The 16,789-nt window shown below is 60.2% G+C and carries 10 protein-coding genes; all 10 read right to left on the bottom strand.

Translation table 11 applies throughout. From position 1 onward, the window contains the following. The 10 genes from HS101_16300 to rpoB all read right to left on the bottom strand — a co-directional run bounded on the left by HS101_16300 (position 1) and on the right by rpoB (position 16,735). Entirely contained in the window at positions 1 to 582 is a 582-nt protein-coding gene (locus HS101_16300) for a nucleotide exchange factor GrpE (protein ID MBE7507829.1), read from the bottom strand. Positions 583 to 656: 74 nt separating this feature from the next. Then, positions 657 to 1,790 (bottom strand): molecular chaperone DnaJ, encoded by a 1,134-nt coding sequence (gene dnaJ, locus HS101_16305; GenBank protein ID MBE7507830.1) that lies wholly within the window; start codon positions 1,788 to 1,790, stop codon positions 657 to 659. A 114-nt stretch (positions 1,791 to 1,904) separates the two neighbouring features. After that, positions 1,905 to 3,524: a chaperonin GroEL gene (gene groL, locus HS101_16310; protein MBE7507831.1), complete on the bottom strand. Its 1,620-nt coding sequence runs from the start codon at positions 3,522 to 3,524 to the stop codon at positions 1,905 to 1,907. A gap of 75 nt (positions 3,525 to 3,599) precedes the next feature. Beyond that, a complete protein-coding gene (gene groES, locus HS101_16315; GenBank protein MBE7507832.1) occupies positions 3,600 to 3,899 on the bottom strand; it encodes a co-chaperone GroES in 300 nt (99 codons plus the stop codon). A 76-nt stretch (positions 3,900 to 3,975) separates the two neighbouring features. Beyond that, complete coding sequence (gene groL, locus HS101_16320; protein ID MBE7507833.1) at positions 3,976 to 5,694, bottom strand: chaperonin GroEL; 1,719 nt, start codon at positions 5,692 to 5,694, stop codon at positions 3,976 to 3,978. Between the two features lie 343 nt (positions 5,695 to 6,037). After that, on the bottom strand, positions 6,038 to 6,514 hold the full coding sequence (gene rpsG / locus HS101_16325) for a 30S ribosomal protein S7 (protein ID MBE7507834.1): 477 nt from the start codon (positions 6,512 to 6,514) through the stop codon (positions 6,038 to 6,040). Positions 6,515 to 6,643: 129 nt separating this feature from the next. Next, complete coding sequence (locus HS101_16330) at positions 6,644 to 7,039, bottom strand: 30S ribosomal protein S12 (protein ID MBE7507835.1); 396 nt, start codon at positions 7,037 to 7,039, stop codon at positions 6,644 to 6,646. A gap of 90 nt (positions 7,040 to 7,129) precedes the next feature. Then, entirely contained in the window at positions 7,130 to 11,584 is a 4,455-nt protein-coding gene (rpoC, locus tag HS101_16335; GenBank protein ID MBE7507836.1) for a DNA-directed RNA polymerase subunit beta', read from the bottom strand. A 136-nt stretch (positions 11,585 to 11,720) separates the two neighbouring features. Continuing rightward, on the bottom strand, positions 11,721 to 12,227 hold the full coding sequence (locus tag HS101_16340) for a hypothetical protein (protein MBE7507837.1): 507 nt from the start codon (positions 12,225 to 12,227) through the stop codon (positions 11,721 to 11,723). 89 nt (positions 12,228 to 12,316) lie between these two features. Further along, entirely contained in the window at positions 12,317 to 16,735 is a 4,419-nt protein-coding gene (gene rpoB, locus HS101_16345) for a DNA-directed RNA polymerase subunit beta (protein MBE7507838.1), read from the bottom strand. Between the last annotated feature and the right edge of the window lie 54 nt (positions 16,736 to 16,789).

Below are 16,789 nucleotides of genomic sequence, written 5' to 3' on the forward strand. Positions count from 1 at the left end.
TTATGCGCTGTCCGGTTCCTCGTCCGCCTTCTTCGTAGCGACCACGACCTTGGCCGGCCGAAGCACTCGATCGTGCATCATGTAACCGCGCTGGTACTCGGCCGTCACGGTTCCGACGGGCATGTCGGACTCATAATCAGACATCATCGCTTCATGGCGCATCGGATCGAACGGGTGCCCGACCGATTCGATCGGCTTGATGCCATGGTCGCTGAGGACCTTCGCCAGTTGATCGGCAATCAGCCTGATGCCGTCCAGCACCGAACCGTCCGCTGCGCCCGATTGAAAGCCCGCCAGGGAACGATCAAGACTATCAACGACGTGGAGAACCTCCCGTGCCAGACTCATTCCGGCGTACTTCACGGCCTCTACGTTCTGCTGATGCATGCGCTTGGAAATGTTTGCGCATTCCGCCTGGGCACGCAGCAGTTTGTCCTGAAGCTCGTCGCGCTGAGCTCTCAAAGACGCTTCCGTCTCCCCTGCCTCGGTCGACATCCTGGCTGCTGAGGCGCCGCTCCCTGCTTCGGAACTGGACTCAGCCCCGTATGGGGAGTCTCTCATCATCTCATCGTCAGTCGGCATTACAATTTTCTTCTTCTCTTCCGCCTTGAGCATCATTCGGTATTCTATAAGCGCCCGAGTCGACCTGCCCCCTTTTAATCGGCGATGGTCCCGAGAAACTCCTTTAGTCGATCGAGAAAGCCCTTACTCTCCGGCATAACGCGGATGTCTTCGGTCTTGGCAAACTCGCGGAGCAGCTCTTCCTGCTTCTTGCTCAGCCGCTGAGGGATCTCGACGAGGACGCGAATAATCTGGTCCCCAACTCGCCGTGAGCGCATGTCCGGCAGGCCGATTTTTGAGAGCCGCAGCATCTCGCCATGCTGCGTACCGGCGGGGATGGAGACCTCCACCTTGCCGGTGAGCGTGGGGACTTCGATCTTCGTACCCAGCGCAGCCTGGGTGAAGCTGAGTGGAACGTCACACAAGAGGTCATGCCCATGCCGCTGCAGGAACGGATGGTCCTGCACCCGAATGTAGCAATGAAGGTCGCCGCGCGACCCGCCCTGCTCGCCCGGCTCTCCCTCGCCTCGAAGACGTATCGCCTGGCCGTCGTGGATGCCCGCCGGCACCTTGACGGTGACGATTCGGTGCTTGGCAACGCGGCCGGACCCTTTGCAATCCGAGCATGCCTTGGTGAAGGTTGAGCCTTTGCCGCGGCAGTCCGGGCAAGCCGTCACCACACGGGAGGAAAAGAGCCCCATCCCGCTGGTTCGCTCCACCTGCCCATATCCGCCGCAGGTCGAGCACGTGTTAACTTCGGTGCCCGGCTCAGCGCCTTTTCCGCCGCAGGTGTCGCAATAGTCCCGGCGGGTGAATTCGATCTGCTTCTCTGTCTCGCGGGCGACATCGGACAGGGTGATGAACAACTCGGTCTGAAGGTCCACGCCGCGCGAGGCCCGCCCCGCACCGCCGCCGCCGAAGAAATCTCCGAAGATGTCTCCGAAGACGCTGAAGATGTCATCGGCGCGCATGTGCGAGAAGTCGTGCATCGCCGCGCCGCCCAGGCCGGCATGACCGTAGCGATCGTATCGCCCGCGCTTATCCGGATCGGAGAGGACTTCGTAGGCCTCGGCGGCCTCTTTGAACTTTCCTTCATTCTCCGCGTCGCCGCCGCGATCGGGATGGTAATTCATCGCGGCCTGGCGATAAGCGCGCTTGACCTCGTCGGGCGTCGCGTTCTTCGAGACGCCGAGCACTTCGTAGTAGTCTCTTTTTGAAGCCACCGGCATTTTTGCTCAATAGACTCAGCGTGAAGTGACGCCGAGTTCCCGCCTAAACGAGGTTCGGGACGGAGCCCGTTAGCCCCGTCCCGAATCCATTAACGCTTGGGCTCACTAAAGGTTCTATCGGACAGAACCGGGGATTTCGTTCTCCTGGTCTTTGTCCTTCAACTCGGTGATCATGACATTGGTCATCAAAAGCACGCCGGCGACGCTCGCGGCGTTCTGCAAGGCACACCGAACGACCTTGGCCGGATCGATGACACCCTGCTTGATCATGTCGCAGAACTCGCCGCGCCTGGCGTCGTAACCGTAGCTGCCCTTGTTTTCGAGAATCTCCGCGACGATGACCGCGCCGTCCTTGCCGCTGTTGTCAGCGATCTGCCGCGTCGGCCCCTCCAGAGCGCGTGTCACGAGCAACATGCCCGTTCGCTCGTCGCCTTCAGCATGCTTGGCGGCGCTCTTGATCGGCTCGATGCAGCGAAGCAGCGCTACGCCGCCGCCGGGAACAACGCCCTCTTCCATGGCGGCCTTCGTGGCGTGGAAGGCATCGTCGACGAGGTCCTTGCGTTCCTTGACCTCGGTCTCGGTTGCACCGCCGACGCGAATCACCGCGACGCCGCCGGTCAGCTTGGCAAGGCGCTCCTGGAGCTTCTCGCGATCGTAGTCGCTGGTGGTCTTCTCGATCTGGGCGCGAATCTGATCGGCTCGGGCCTTGACATCGCTCTGCTTTCCGGCGCCCTCGATGATCGTCGTCGTGTCTTTGTCGATGATAATCTTCTCGGCACGACCGAGCTGATTGAGTTCCAGGGACTCGAGCTTGAGGCCGCGATCCTCGCTGATGAACTCGCCGCCGGTCACGACGGCCAGATCGCCCAGCATCGCCTTGCGGCGATCGCCGAAGCCCGGGGCCTTGACGGCACAGCACTTGAGGATGCCGCGGAGTCGATTGACCACGAGCGCCGCGAGGGCCTCGCCCTCGAGGTCTTCGGTGATGACGAGCAGCGGCTTGCCGGCCGTGACGATTTTCTCAAGTAGCGGGACGAAATCCCGCAGCGAACTGATTTTCTTTTCGCAGATAAGAATGTAGGCGTCCTCAAGGACACATTCCATTTCCGCGGCATTGGTGATGAAGTACGGCGAGATGTAGCCCTTGTCGAACTGCATCCCCTCGACGACGCGCTTCTCGGTTTCGAGGCTCTTGCCTTCCTCGATGGTGATGACGCCTTCCTTGCCGACCTGTTCCATGGCGTCGGCGAGCATCTTGCCGATGGCCTCATCGCCGTTGGCGCTGACCGTGCCCACCTTGGTGATGTCGTCTGAACCCTTGACCTTGATGGACATCTTGGCGATCTGATCGACGGCGATTTCAACGGCCTTGTCGATGCCCCGTTTGAGGAGCATGGGGTTCGCCCCGGAGGCCACGTTCCTGAGGCCTTCCTTGAAAATGGCTTCGGCCAAAACGACGGCGGTGGTCGTACCATCACCGGCGACGTCGCTCGTCTTACTGGCGACTTCGTTGACCATCTTGGCGCCCATGTTCTCGAACGGTTGCGGAAGCTCGATCTCCTTGGAGACGCTTACGCCGTCCTTGGTCACGCGCGGCGAGCCCCAGGATTTCTGCAGGAGCACGTTTCGACCTGTCGGCCCCAGGGTCACCTTGACCGCCGCGGCCAGCTTCGAAAGCCCCGATACGACGCTTTCGGCGGCGCGCTGATCAAATAGCATTTGCTTGACAGCCATATTTTTTCCTCGATCTGTTGTCTTGGGAGCGCACGACCGAAGCGGCAGGCGACTCCTCTGTCGACTCCGCTTCGCTTACTTCTCGACTACCGCCAGCACGTCGCTCTCGCGGAGGACGGTGTACTTCTTGCCGGTCACTTCCACTTCGGTGCCGGAATACTTGCCGTAGATCACTTCGTCGCCGACCCGGACGCAGATCGGCGCCCGATTGCCGCTGTCCAGCATTTTGCCGGGGCCGGTCGCCATGACCTTGCCGCGCGTCGGCTTCTCCTTGACATTGTCGGGCAGAAGAATGCCGCCCGCTGTTCGCTCCTCCGCGACGTTCTGCTCGACGACGATCCGATCATCCAACGGATTCAAATTCAAGCGTGCCATGACTTGGTCTACTCCATATGTTTGCTTATTCAAGAATGCGTTGCACTCGTCGTTTTCTGACACTCAACGGCAGACGTTACATCATTCCGCCCATGCCACCCATGCCGCCCATTCCTCCCATGCCCATGCCACCCATGCCGCCCATGCCACCCATCTCGTCTTCCATGCCGTGATCGTGGCCGCCGGCGCCCGCGTCGTCCTTCGACTTGGGCTTCTCCGTGATGCAGCAGTTGGTTGAGAGCAGAATCCTCGCCACGCTTCCGGCGTTTTGCAGAGCGGTGCGAACGACCTTGGTCGGGTCGATCACGCCGTCCTTCACCAGGTCGGTGTATTCTTCGGTCAGGGCGTTGAACCCGAAATTGCCGGTCTTGGCTTCGACCTTGTGAAGAACCACGCCCGGTTCCAGTCCGGCGTTCTTCGCGATTGCCATTAACGGCGCGGTGACGGCCTTTCGGACGACGTTAACGCCGAATTGCTCGCCTTCGCTCTTGAGTTTGAGCTTGTCCAAAGCGGATCGGGCACGAACGAGTGCCACGCCGCCGCCGGGGACAATGCCCTCTTCAATGGCCGCGCGGGTCGCGTGCAGGGCGTCTTCGTAGCGTGACTTCTTCTCCTTCAACTCTGACTCAGTGGCCGCGCCGACATGAATCTGGGCAACACCGCCCGCGAGCTTCGCCAGACGCTCCTGGAGTTTCTCGCGATCGTAGTCGCTGGTCGTGCCTTCGATTTCCTTGCGAATCAGGCTGATGCGGCCCTGAATGTCCTTCGAGGAACCCGCCCCTTCGATGACCGTGGTGTTGTCGGCATCAATGTGGAGCTTCTTGGCCTGGCCGAGATCGGTGATGGCGACGTTTTCGAGCTCAACGCCGAGATCCTTGAAGATGGCCTTCGCGCCGGTGAGAACGGCGATGTCCTCGAGCATGGCCTTGCGACGATCTCCGTAGCCCGGCGCCTTGACGGCGGCGACCTGGAGAATGCCGCGCAGCTTGTTCACGACGAGCGTGGCGAGCGCCTCGCTCTCGACATCCTCGGCGATGATGAGAAGCGGCCGCTTGGTCTTGGCGACCTTTTCAAGGAGCGGGACCAATTTGGTTACGTTGCTGATCTTTTCCTCGAAGACGAGTACGAATGCCTTGTCCAGCACGCACTCCATCTCATCTGGATTCGTCACGAAATGCGGCGAGAGATAGCCGCGGTCGAACTGCATGCCTTCGACCACTTCGACGGTCGTTTCAAGGCTCTTGCCCTCTTCGATGGTGATAACGCCGTCCTTGCCGACTCGCTTGAAGCAGTCGGCGAGCATTTCACCGACTTCGCGATCGTTGTTCGCGGAGATGGAAGCGACGCGAATGATGTCCTCGACGTTCTTCTCGTCGGCCTTGACCGGGCGGGAGAGTTCCTTCAACTCCTCCGTGATCTTCGTGATTGCCTTCTCGATGCCCCGGCAGACCGCCATCGCGTCATTGCCGGCCGCCACGCAGCGGAGCCCTTCCTTGAAGATGGCCTCGGCGAGAACCGTGGCCGTCGTCGTGCCATCGCCCGCGGCATCGGAGGTCTTCGTCGAAGCCTCCTTCACCAGCTGCGCCCCGAGATTCTCATACTTGTCGGTAAGCTCGATCTCCTCGGCGACCGAGACGCCGTCCTTGGTCACCGTCGGTGCGCCCCAGCCCTTGTCGAGGATCGCCGTGCGACCGCGCGGGCCCAGGGTGGATTTCACCGCCGCGGCCAACTTCTCCACGCCCGCCAAAAGTGCTGTCCGGGCATCTTCATTAAACGTCAGTTGCTTTGCACCCATCGATGTACGCCTCCTGTGGCAGTGCGAATCAGTCGGGTTTTACGAAATCTCTCAGTACGCACCCGGCGCGCCGGGCGAAACGTCTCTTTTAAGGGTTAGAGCAATGCCTGTGCCGCAGAGGGAGATCGTCTTGGAATACTTTAAGATACGCTGCGACAGGCAGTTATGACGAGGATTGGCTAAGTCACAGGCCGGCCGTACCTGCCACTCCGGCAGCCGACTTCGACCCATCCTGCCGAAGTGTCACTGATACAAGAAAGGGCCCGGAAAACCGGGGCATGAAAAAAGCCCATGGAGCGGAATCCATGGGCTCTTTTGACTGTTTGAATCCGTCGCCCGAAAGCTACCAGGCAAAGTGGGCGAAGGCCTTGTTGGCGTCGGCCATGCGGTGGACGTTGTCCCGGGCCGTCATGGCGGCACCCTGTCGGTTGTAGGCATCCATCAGCTCGGAGGCCAATCGCATGTGCATCGGCCTGCCCTTCTTGGCGCGGGAGGCGTCGAGAATCCAGCGGATGGCCAGCGACTGACTTCGCCGGGAATTGACGGCCATGGGCACCTGATAGTTGCTGCCGCCGACGCGCTTGCTGCGAATCTGAATGTTGGGGCGAACGTTGTCCACTGCACGCTCGAACACCTCGATCGGCGGTACGTCGGGAATCTTCTTCGCGATCAATTCGAGCGCGTCGTAGAAAATGTGCTGGGCGACGGTCTTCTTACCGTTCCACATCATGCAGTTGATGAACTTGGCCGCCATCCGGCTGCCGTGCCTGGGGTCGGGCCGAAGCTGTTCGGCCGACTTGGTCCACTTCTTAAACGCCATCTGATGATCCTCTCATGTTCTGGGGCATCGGCCAGATGACCGATACGATCGAGGGTGCATTTATGGCACCACTCCCCATACTCGACCGGACACATTGCCGGCCGACGAGACAAGAAAAAATAAAGGCGACTATGCCTTCTTACGCTTCGTACCGTACTTGCTGCGGCTCTTGCCGCGACGGACGCCGAACTTGTCCTGATCTTCGACGCTGGCGCAGTCCAATACACCGCGAACGATGTGGTATCGAATGCCCGGCAGATCGCGCACACGACCGCCGCGGATGAGCACAATTGAGTGCTCCTGCAAATTGTGACCGATGCCCGGAATATAGGCCGTGACTTCGCGACCGTTGGACAATCGAACGCGGGCGACCTTTCGTAGAGCGGAGTTCGGCTTCTTCGGCGTCATCGTCTTGACGATGAGACAGACTCCGCGTTTCTGCGGACAGACATCCAAGTCCTTTGACTTTGATTTCCGCAATTCGTTCCGCCGCGGTTTCGAGCAAAGCTGATTAATCGTTGGCATTCAAACCTCAAATATCCTGTTACCGACCGACCCCGCGGGGCCGGGCAAAGAATCCCAGATTGTAAAAGGCGGTGACCAGCAGCGTCAACCTCACGAGACGGACGGCTCATTCTCCGCCGGGGGCTCCAGGGTCATCGTCGCCTTGGAGGCCGCCTGCTCTACCGAGTCAGCAGACCCCTCCATACTTGACTCCGAACCGCCATCCGTCGCGCGGCGAAGCTCCTCCAGGGCCTCCTGATCGGGCTGTCCGGCGATCTCCGGCATACGCACCTCGGTCGGCTCTTCGTAAATGGGCTCACCCAAATGATTGATCGTAAAGCTCTGATACCCCCTAAAGCCCGTGCCGGCCGGAATCAGGTGGCCGAGAATGACGTTTTCCTTCAGGCCGACGAGCCGGTCGACGGCGCTACTCAACGCAGCCTCGGTCAGAACCTTGGTCGTCTCCTGGAAGCTGGCCGCCGACAGGAAGGACTCGCACTGCAAGGCCGCCTTGGTGATTCCAAGAAGGACCGATGCGCCCGTGGCAGGCTTGGGCCTCTTGCCCTTGGCAGGCGCCTTTCCGGCCTCTTCCAGCTCATCATTGGTCGCGCTGAGTTCCTCCTTGAGGACAACCTGGCCTTCGGTGTACTTGGAGTCGCCGGGATCGGAAATACGCAGGCTCTTCGACAGGCGATCGTTCTCGAAGCGGAAGCGGAACTTGTCGCAGACTTCTCCGGGCAGCAGATCGGAATCGCCGGGCTGATCGACTTTCACCTTGCGGAGCATCTGGTTGATGATGATCTCGATGTGCTTGTCGTTGATACCGACGTTTTGCGATCGATAGACCGCCTGTACCTCATGGAGGAGATAGGTGTAAAGCGATTCTTCTCCCTTGATGGCGAGGATGTCGTGCGGGACCAGCGGCCCGTCGCAAAGCGGATCACCCGCCTCCACGCGATCGGTCGCGTGAACGAGGAGGTGCTTGTCCTGCGGGACATGATGCTCGCGCGGCTCCAGGTCCTTGCTGTCGGGGTGAACGACAATCGTCATCTTGCCGCGGCGGCGATCGGAACGAATCTCGACGGTGCCGGAGATCTCCGCCATGACGGCGGGCTCCTTCGGCTTGCGAGCCTCGAAGATTTCCGTGACGCGCGGCAGACCACCGGTAATGTCCTGCGTACCCGCGAGTTCGCGCGGGCGACGTGCGAGCAGCCAACCAGCCTTCACCGGCTGGCCCTCGGTGACCTCAATACGGGCCTTGGCCGGGAGGTAATGGTACTCAATGATCTTGCCGTTCTTGTCTTCGATAATAATCTGCGGATTCTTGTCTCCGCGATGCTCGACGACCACGTACTTGGACGCCTTGCCCTCGCTCTCGAGACGAACGGTCTCTCCTTCGACAATATCCTGGAAGCGGATGGAACCGGCCGCCTCGGCCAGAATCGGCGTCAGATGCGGGTCCCACATGCAGACGACGGTGCGTGCCTTGACGATATCGCCATCGGCGACGAGGACGCGACCACCGTAAGGAATCTTGTACCGCTCGAGTTCGCGATCCTTGTCGTCGTTGATGGACAGTTCGCCGTTGCGCTTGAGCACGACGAGCGACGACTCATTTGTTTCAGGGTCTTCAAACTTGACGGCGTTGAGGTCGTGGTACTTTATCTTTCCGCCGTTGATGCACTTGATTTCGCTTTCAATGACGGCACGGCTGGCGACACCTCCGGTGTGGAAGGTACGCATGGTCAACTGGGTGCCGGGCTCGCCGATCGACTGGGCCGCGATGATGCCGACGGCCATACCGTCCTCGACGATTCGACCGTTGGACATGTCCACGCCGTAACACAGTGAACACACGCCCAAGGCGCTTTCGCAGGTGAGCGGGCTGCGGACACGAATGGTCTCAAGACCGAGACCACCTTCGGCCGGCGGACTTTCGATGCGCCGGGCGATGTCCTCGGTGATGATGGAGTTTTCCTTGACGATGATCTCGTCGGTGACCGGGTGACGAATCGTGTCGCGTGCGATGCGGCCCTTGATCGACTCGGAGAGGGAGATATCCACTTCCTCGCCCTTGTAGAGCACGCCCTTGGTAATACCGGCGATCGTGCCGCAGTCGCGGTCGGTGATGATGACGTTCTGGGCGACGTCGGCGAGCTTGCGAGTCAGATAGCCCGAGTCGGCGGTCTTGAGGGCGGTATCCGCAAGACCCTTTCGCGCACCGTGGGTCGAGCTGAAGTACTCAAGCACGCTCAGACCTTCGCGGAAATTCGCCTTGATCGGCGTCTCAATGATCTCGCCCGAGGGCTTGGCCATGAGGGCTCGCATACCGGCGAGCTGCCGGATCTGATCGACGCTTCCGCGAGCGCCGGAATCGGTCATCAGATAGATCGGGTTCAGATACTTGGTCGCGCCCGGCTGGCCCGGCTGGGTGTAGCGCATTTCGGCATCGCGATAGTCGCTCTTCAGCTCGAGCATCATGGCATCGGTCACGCCTTCACGAACGTGGACCCAGATGTCGATCAGGGCGTTGTAGCGCTCCATGTCCGTAATCGCACCGCCCTGGAAGGCGCGGGTGATGCGATCCACCTTCTTCTGAGCCTCGTCGATGATGCCCTTCTTTCGCTCGGGAATGCGCATGTCAGTCAGGCCGAACGACAGACCTGCAAGGGTACTTCGCTTGAAGCCGATCTCCTTGATGCGATCGAGGAGGTCGATCGTCTCGGCTCGGCCCAGCAGGGTATGGCAGTCCGCGATCACGCGAGCTGCGCCCTTCTGGCTGAGAGGGTAGTTATAGAAGGGCATTTCCGGGGGAAGAATGTCATTGAAGATCAGGCGACCGACCGTGGTGGCGATCAGGCCGTTGGCAGGCGCGGCCGTGGGTCGCTTCTTTTGGCCGGTTACCACCTTGCTCTGGGCGATGCGAACGCGAATCGGCTCGTGGATCCCGATGCTGTGCAATTCGTGAGCCAGCATCGCCTCGGCGGCAGTCGAGAAGGATCGCTTGGGCTCGTCCAGCGCGCCGTGGGCGTGGTCGCAAGTCAGGTAGAAGATGCCCATGACGATGTCCTGGCTCGGCGACATGATCGGGGAGCCGCTCGCCGGGCTGAAGATGTTGTTGGTCGACATCATCAAGGTGTGGGCCTCTACCTGGGCCTCGATCGAAAGCGGCAGGTGGACGGCCATCTGGTCGCCGTCGAAGTCGGCGTTGAAGCCCTTGCAGACCAGCGGGTGAATCTTGATGGCGTTGCCTTCCACGAGGACGGGTTCAAAGGCCTGAATACCCATGCGGTGGAGCGTCGGCGCGCGATTCAGAAGCACCGGATGCTGGTAGATGACTTCTTCGAGGATGTCCCAGATTTCCTGGTCGCGCCGTTCGAGCATCTTCTTGGCGCTCTTGATGGTGTCGGCGAAACCGCGCTCCTTGAGCTTGCGGATAATGAAAGGCTGATAGAGCTCAAGGGCGATCTTCTTGGGCAAGCCGCACTGGTGCAGCTTGAGCTCGGGACCGACGACGATGACGCTTCGCGCGGAGTAATCGACGCGCTTGCCGAGCAGGTTTTCGCGGAAGCGACCCTGCTTGCCCTTGATCATGTCGGTCAGACTCTTGAGCGGGCGATTCGACGAGCCGAGGACCGGGCGGCGGCATCGGCCGTTGTCGAAGAGGGCGTCGACGGCCTGCTGGAGCATGCGCTTTTCGTTGCGGATGATGACCTCGGGGGCGTTGAGGTCGATCAGCTTCTTCAGGCGGTTGTTGCGGTTGATGATGCGGCGATAGAGATCGTTCAGATCGCTGGTGGCGAAGTTGCCGCTGTCGAGAAGGACGAGTGGCCGCAGGTCCGGCGGGATGACCGGGATCACATCCATGACCATCCAGGTGGGGTCATTGGTGCTGCCGCGCAGACTTTCGACGATCTTTAGTCGCTTGGAGAGGTCCTTGATCTTCTGCTTGCTGTTGGTGTTGGTGATCGCTTCACGCAATTCTCCACTCAGGCGCAGCAGGTCGATGCGCGACAGGAGCGTCTTGACCGCCTCGGCGCCGATCAGCGACTCAAAGCTGTCGCCGTACTTCTCGATGGCGCTGCGATATTCCTCCTCGGAGAGAATCTGGCAGGGCTTAAGCGGCGTGTCCTTGGGATCGGTCACGACGTAGTCCTGGAAATAGACGACCTTCTCCAGGTCCGAGGTCTTCATGTCGAGCAAGGCGCCAAGCCGCGAGGGCATGGCCTTGAAGAACCAAATGTGAACGATGGGCGCGGCGAGGTTGATATGACCCATGCGTTTTCGGCGCACGCGACTGTGCGTGACTTTCACGCCGCAACGGTCGCAGATCATGCCCTTATGCTTGGTGCCTTTGTACTTACCGCAGAAGCACTCCCAGTCGCGCTCCGGGCCGAAGATGCGCTCGCAGAAGAGGCCGTCCTTCTCGGCGCGGTAGGTGCGGTAGTTGATCGTTTCGGGCTTGCGGACCTCGCCGTAGGACCAGGAGCGGATGTCATTCGGCGATGCCAGCGAAATCCGCACTGCCCCGTAGTCGTTCACGCGATCGTAAATGCTTTCAGCCATGAGTGTCTCTATCCTCGCTGATGTATCCGGCTTGCATCTCGCAGGCCGGTCGATACTTCGAAAACCGTTTACACCGTTCGCCGTATCGCGAACGGGAAAATACCAAGTCTGTGCCGCCGCGCTTTTCGCCGACGGACTATGCCGTGGCCCCCTGCCCAGCCAGAACGCCCGGCCGCCGAGCCGCCTGAAGCGATCGGATGTCGAGCGACATCGGCACGACACCGGCCGCTCGCTTGAAGCCGAGCTCTTCGCAGAAATCCACCTCGGTGCCGTAAGCGGCAGCGTCGACGCGCTCGCAGCCCATTTCGGAAAGGGCCGCAAGCACCATTTCAGCCATCCGCTTGGCAATGCCGTACTGGTCGTGTTCGATGCGACCGTCGATGTGCGTGACGGCGCCCGGCCCCTGCCGAGCGGGATCAAGCTTGCACTCGGTCAGGTAGCCTCGAACACCGTCCGCCACGCCTCGGGCGATGCCGACGATACGCGAGTCAGGATCGCGGGCCACCACGAAGCACGCCGAGTTGTCGATCATCCTGGACAGCTTGTCGACGGCCTGCGGCATGACGCATCCCTGAGCGTCATAGAAGGCCTTCAACTCGGCGAGGTCCATTTTCGAAACCACTTCGCACGTGATGTTGTCCATAAAACACCTCGACTTTCACCGCGACACGACTAACTGCACGCCGCATTGCGCCCTCGGATCGGCGCACCTGCCGGCCGCGCAATGACGCACTAAATCAATTTGCCCTTCTCGAGCTGGATGTTCATACCCAGCCCGCGGATTTCATTGCAAAGCACGTCGAACGAAACAGGCGTTCCGGCTTCAAGCGTGTTTTCGCCCTTGACCATCGCCTCGTAAATCTTCGTGCGACCCTCGACGTCGTCGCTCTTGACGGTCAGGAGTTCCTGAAGGATGTAGGCTGCGCCGTAAGCCTCGAGACCCCAGACTTCCATCTCTCCAAATCGCTGACCGCCGGTACGGGCCTTGCCGCCCAGAGGCTGCTGCGTGATGAGGGAGTAGGGACCTGTCGCGCGGGCGTGAATCTTGTCGTCGACAAGGTGGTGCAGCTTCATCATGTAGATGTAGCCGACCGTCACGGGCTGATCGAAGACCTCGCCCGTTCGGCCGTCCGCCAGGCGCACCTTTCCGCCGTAGGGCATCTTTGCCAGAAGCAAGTTGTCCCTGGCGGCGTTTTGAATCGCCGTTTGATCCTTCTGGAGTACTTCGACCCGCGCATTCGCCTCGGCGACGGCCTTGTGCAATTCCTCTTCCTTGCAGCCGTCGAAGACCGGCGTCACTGCCTGGAACCCGAGAATCTTCGCGGCCCATGCGAGGTGGGTTTCGAGAATCTGGCCGACGTTCATACGAGAAGGCACGCCGAGCGGATTCAACATGATGTCGACCGGCGTACCGTCCTCAAGGAACGGCATGTCTTCGACCGGGAGAATCTTGGCGATGACGCCCTTGTTACCGTGTCGCCCGGCCATCTTGTCGCCGACGGAGAGGCGGCGCTTGGTGGCGATGTAGACCTTCACCATCTCAAGAACGCCGGAAGGCAGCTCATCGCCGCGCTTGATCTGGGCGATCTTGCGCTCGCGCTCCTCGATCTGCTCGGCGATGACCGGCCAGAAGCGATCGTAGATCGCCTGGCACTCATCACGCTTCGAAGCGGGTTTGATCCACTTCAAATCGAACGACCAGTTACCCGGCTCGCCGATTTGTTCCATGACGACGTCGGGGATCTCGCTTCGTCCGACCAGTTGCTTGGTATTGGGGTCGACGATCGGCGTCTCGGTGATCGCCTCCATCTCCTCGATCATTTTGCCGAAGATGGCGATCGTTCGAGTGTTGGAGGAAGTCTTGAAATCTTTGATGCGCTTCTGAAGCTGCTTCTTCTGGTCGTCGGTCATCTGAGTGCGGCGACTGAATCGCTTCGTATCAATGACGATTCCGTAGATGCCGGCGGGCACTTCGAGCGAGTCGTTTTTCACGTCTTCGCCGGCGCGGCCGAAGATCGCATGAAGCAGCTTTTCCTCCGGCGAGAGTTCGCTCTTGCTCTTCGGCGAGACCTTGCCAACGAGAATGTCGCCGGGCTTGACCTCGGTGCCGACGCTGATGACGCCGGCCTCGTCAAGATTCCGCAGGGCCCGTTCGGAGACGTTGGGAATATCCCGCGTGAACTCCTCGCGACCGAGCTTGGTCTCGCGGATCTCAATGTCGTGCTCCTCGATGTGGATGCTGGTGAAGGTGTCATTGTGGAGCAGGCGCTCGGAAATGAGGATGGCGTCCTCAAAGTTGTAACCGTCGTAGGTCATGAATGCGACGAGCACATTGCGACCCAGGGCGAGCTCGCCCTCCTTGCAGGCCGGGCCGTCCGCGATGTTCTGGCCGGCCTTGACCTTATCACCGAGCTTGACGAGCGGCGTCTGATTGAGGCAGGTTCGCTCGTTCAGGCCTTGGAACTTTCGAAGGATGTACTCATCCGTATTATCAAGAACGATGCGCGAAGCATCGACGAAACTGACCTTTCCATCTCGCTCAGCGCGGACGACCATGCCGCTGTTGCCGGCGACGATCTTTTCCATGCCCGTCGCAACGACCGGCGGCTCGGTGAGCAGGAGCGGCACGGCCTGCCGCTGCATGTTGGAACCCATCAATGCGCGGTTGGCGTCGTCGTGCTCGAGGAACGGAATCAAGGAGGCGGAGACACCGACGGTCTGCTTCGGAGAGATGTCGATGTACTCAATGTCCTTGTTCTCAACCATCGCCAGATCGCCGCGGATGCGCGCCATGATGTGAACGCCGGTCACCTTGCTCGTCTTAGGGTCGACGGCCTCAGGCGGCGCGAGAACTGTCTTCATCTCTTCATCCGCGCGAAGGAACTCGTAGCCGCCGTTGACGGAGCCGCCCTTGTCCACCTTGCGATAAGGCGTGATGAGGAAGCCGTACTCGTCGACGGTTGAGTAAATGCTGAGCGACGCAATCAGACCGATGTTCGTGCCTTCCGGCGTTTCGATCGGGCAGATGCGTCCATAGTGGCTGATGTGCACGTCGCGCACTTCAAAGCCGGCACGCTTGCGGTTCAGACCGCCGGGACCGAGGGCCGACAAACGGCGCTCGTGCGTGAGCTGGCTGAGCGGATTGGTCTGATCGACGACCTGTGACAATTCACCGCGGCCGAAGAAGAACTCAATCGCGCCGGAAATCGCCTTGGAGTTGATCAGTTCGGCGATTTTTCCGAGCTGATCGGGATCGCGCATGCTCATGCGCTCCTGGACGGTCCGTCGCAGTTTCAAAAAGCCCTTGCGAATCTCATCGCAGGCCAGTTCGTCGATCGTCCTCAACCGGCGATTACCCAGGTGATCAATGTCGTCTTCCTGGACGATGACCCGCGTGGATCGCCAGCCGTACTCATGAACATTTCCGACTGAAAGTAGATCGGCCTGGCCGTGCTTGGTCAGAATGCCGGAGGTATTCTCGAAGGTGTCAAAGGCGACATGCTTGCAGCCTGCGCCGAAGAGCTCCTTCCACTCGGCCTCAATCGTGGCATCGGCTGCTTCCGACTTTTTCTTGGATTCGGCCTCGCTAAAGGTGTAAAGGGCGCCGGGATGCAGATAGTAATTCAGGAAGTCGATCTGAGCCAAATCGGGATGCGTCAGCTTCTCGTGAGACTGGTAGGCATCAATGCCCTCCAGCAGGCGCGAAGCGCGCGTGCGAATCGTCGCCACGATGAAATCGCGAGAAAGCTTGTTGACTTCGGAATCGCGGTCGGTCTTGGTTCGTCCCAGGACACCCCGCATTTTCTCCATGTCCAGCGAAGCCACCGGGATCCATTCAGTCGGGGCATCTGAAAGGCTTCGAAGCTGTCGGGCCATTTCGGTGACGACGTCGGACGGCTGGAGCTTCTTTCGTCCGTCGCGGATGGAATCCAACTGGCCGAGGACCACGCCCTCCTTGGGATCCTTTACATGTTGACCCTTGCTCTGATACCCATTGAGCTGCTCGCCAAGCTCGCGCGTCCATCGCAGCAGGCACAGCTCAAACGGCAGACGCTGCGGAACCGAGAAGCCGACGCGCTCCTGACTTCGCAGGTCAAGCAGGTAGCGCAGGCAGGCAATGAAATCGGCCGCAGTCAGCGTATTGAGCGATGTCGGCAGTGCGAGGCCGAATTTCCGGTTGATGCGGAAACGGCCGACGCGACCGAGCCGGTATCGGTTCTGATCGTAGAACTTTTCGTGGAAGAGCTTGACCGCCTTGTCGAGCTGTGCCGGATTCCCCGGCCGCAGGCTCTTGTAAATTCGCATGAGGGCGTCCTCGTGCGAATGGCAGTTGTCTTCGGTGAGCGTATTCAGGATGAGGGGGTCGCCGACCTTTTCGACAACCTCCAATTGCTTGAGGCTGCCGCCCTGGATCTTTCCAAGGGCGTCACCGATCTGACAGCCGGCTCGAACCAGCGGCTCCGTCACGTCGGCCATGTCATCCGGCCAGACGTCCGAGACGACGAACATGTCGGCCTTCAGGCTGCCCGTCCGCACCGTCTTGGTTTGGTAGAAGAGCTTGATGATGGCCTCGTCGGTCCCGTACTTGGAATCCATCGCACGCAGGAAACAGGTTGCCGGAATCTTGCTCGACTGGTCAATTCGAACCGCCATCACGTCCTTGCGGGTGATGTTGATTTCGATCCAGCTGCCGCGCTCGGGAATGATGCGGCAGGCATGCAGCGGGCGATCGGCCTCAAGCGTCTCCTTGATAAAGTCGACGCCAGGCGAGCGGTGCAACTGGGAGACGATGACGCGCTCGGCGCCGTTAATGATGAATTCGCCGCCGCCGATCATGATCGGGATGTCGCCGAGGTAAATGCGATCCTCGAACATCTCGTCCTTGTCGCGGCGATGCAGCTTGACATGGACGCGCAGCGGCATGCCGTAGGTCAGCCGAAGCTGGCGGCACTCGTCCGGCGTGTAGCGCGGCTTGCCCAGAGAATAGTCCAAATACTCGAGGTGGATGTTCTCGTCGTAGCTCGTAATCGGGAATACCTCGCGCAGCAGACCCTCGAGGCCTGTTGGCGTGCGCTGCTCCGGCGGAATCTCCGCCTGAAGAAATCTCTTGTACGAGTCCACCTGAATCGCGATCAGGTTGGGAATCGGCATCGCGTCGCCGACTTTCCCGAAATTACGAATCGTGTTCGTGACGATCATGTTGAA

This window comes from Planctomycetia bacterium (assembly GCA_015075745.1).
Taxonomy (GTDB): Bacteria; Planctomycetota; Phycisphaerae; order UBA1845; family UTPLA1; genus UTPLA1.

What these genes read in the sequence shown, in the direction of transcription:
- HS101_16300 (MBE7507829.1), bottom strand. Translation starts at nt 582, where the DNA reads ATGCCGACTGACGATGAGATGATGAGAGACTCCCCATACGGGGCTGAG.
- dnaJ (MBE7507830.1), bottom strand. Translation starts at nt 1,790, where the DNA reads ATGCCGGTGGCTTCAAAAAGAGACTACTACGAAGTGCTCGGCGTCTCG.
- groL (MBE7507831.1), bottom strand. Translation starts at nt 3,524, where the DNA reads ATGGCTGTCAAGCAAATGCTATTTGATCAGCGCGCCGCCGAAAGCGTC.
- groES (MBE7507832.1), bottom strand. Translation starts at nt 3,899, where the DNA reads ATGGCACGCTTGAATTTGAATCCGTTGGATGATCGGATCGTCGTCGAG.
- groL (MBE7507833.1), bottom strand. Translation starts at nt 5,694, where the DNA reads ATGGGTGCAAAGCAACTGACGTTTAATGAAGATGCCCGGACAGCACTT.
- rpsG (MBE7507834.1), bottom strand. Translation starts at nt 6,514, where the DNA reads ATGGCGTTTAAGAAGTGGACCAAGTCGGCCGAACAGCTTCGGCCCGAC.
- HS101_16330 (MBE7507835.1), bottom strand. Translation starts at nt 7,039, where the DNA reads ATGCCAACGATTAATCAGCTTTGCTCGAAACCGCGGCGGAACGAATTG.
- rpoC (MBE7507836.1), bottom strand. Translation starts at nt 11,584, where the DNA reads ATGGCTGAAAGCATTTACGATCGCGTGAACGACTACGGGGCAGTGCGG.
- HS101_16340 (MBE7507837.1), bottom strand. Translation starts at nt 12,227, where the DNA reads ATGGACAACATCACGTGCGAAGTGGTTTCGAAAATGGACCTCGCCGAG.
- rpoB (MBE7507838.1), bottom strand. Translation starts at nt 16,735, where the DNA reads ATGCCGATTCCCAACCTGATCGCGATTCAGGTGGACTCGTACAAGAGA.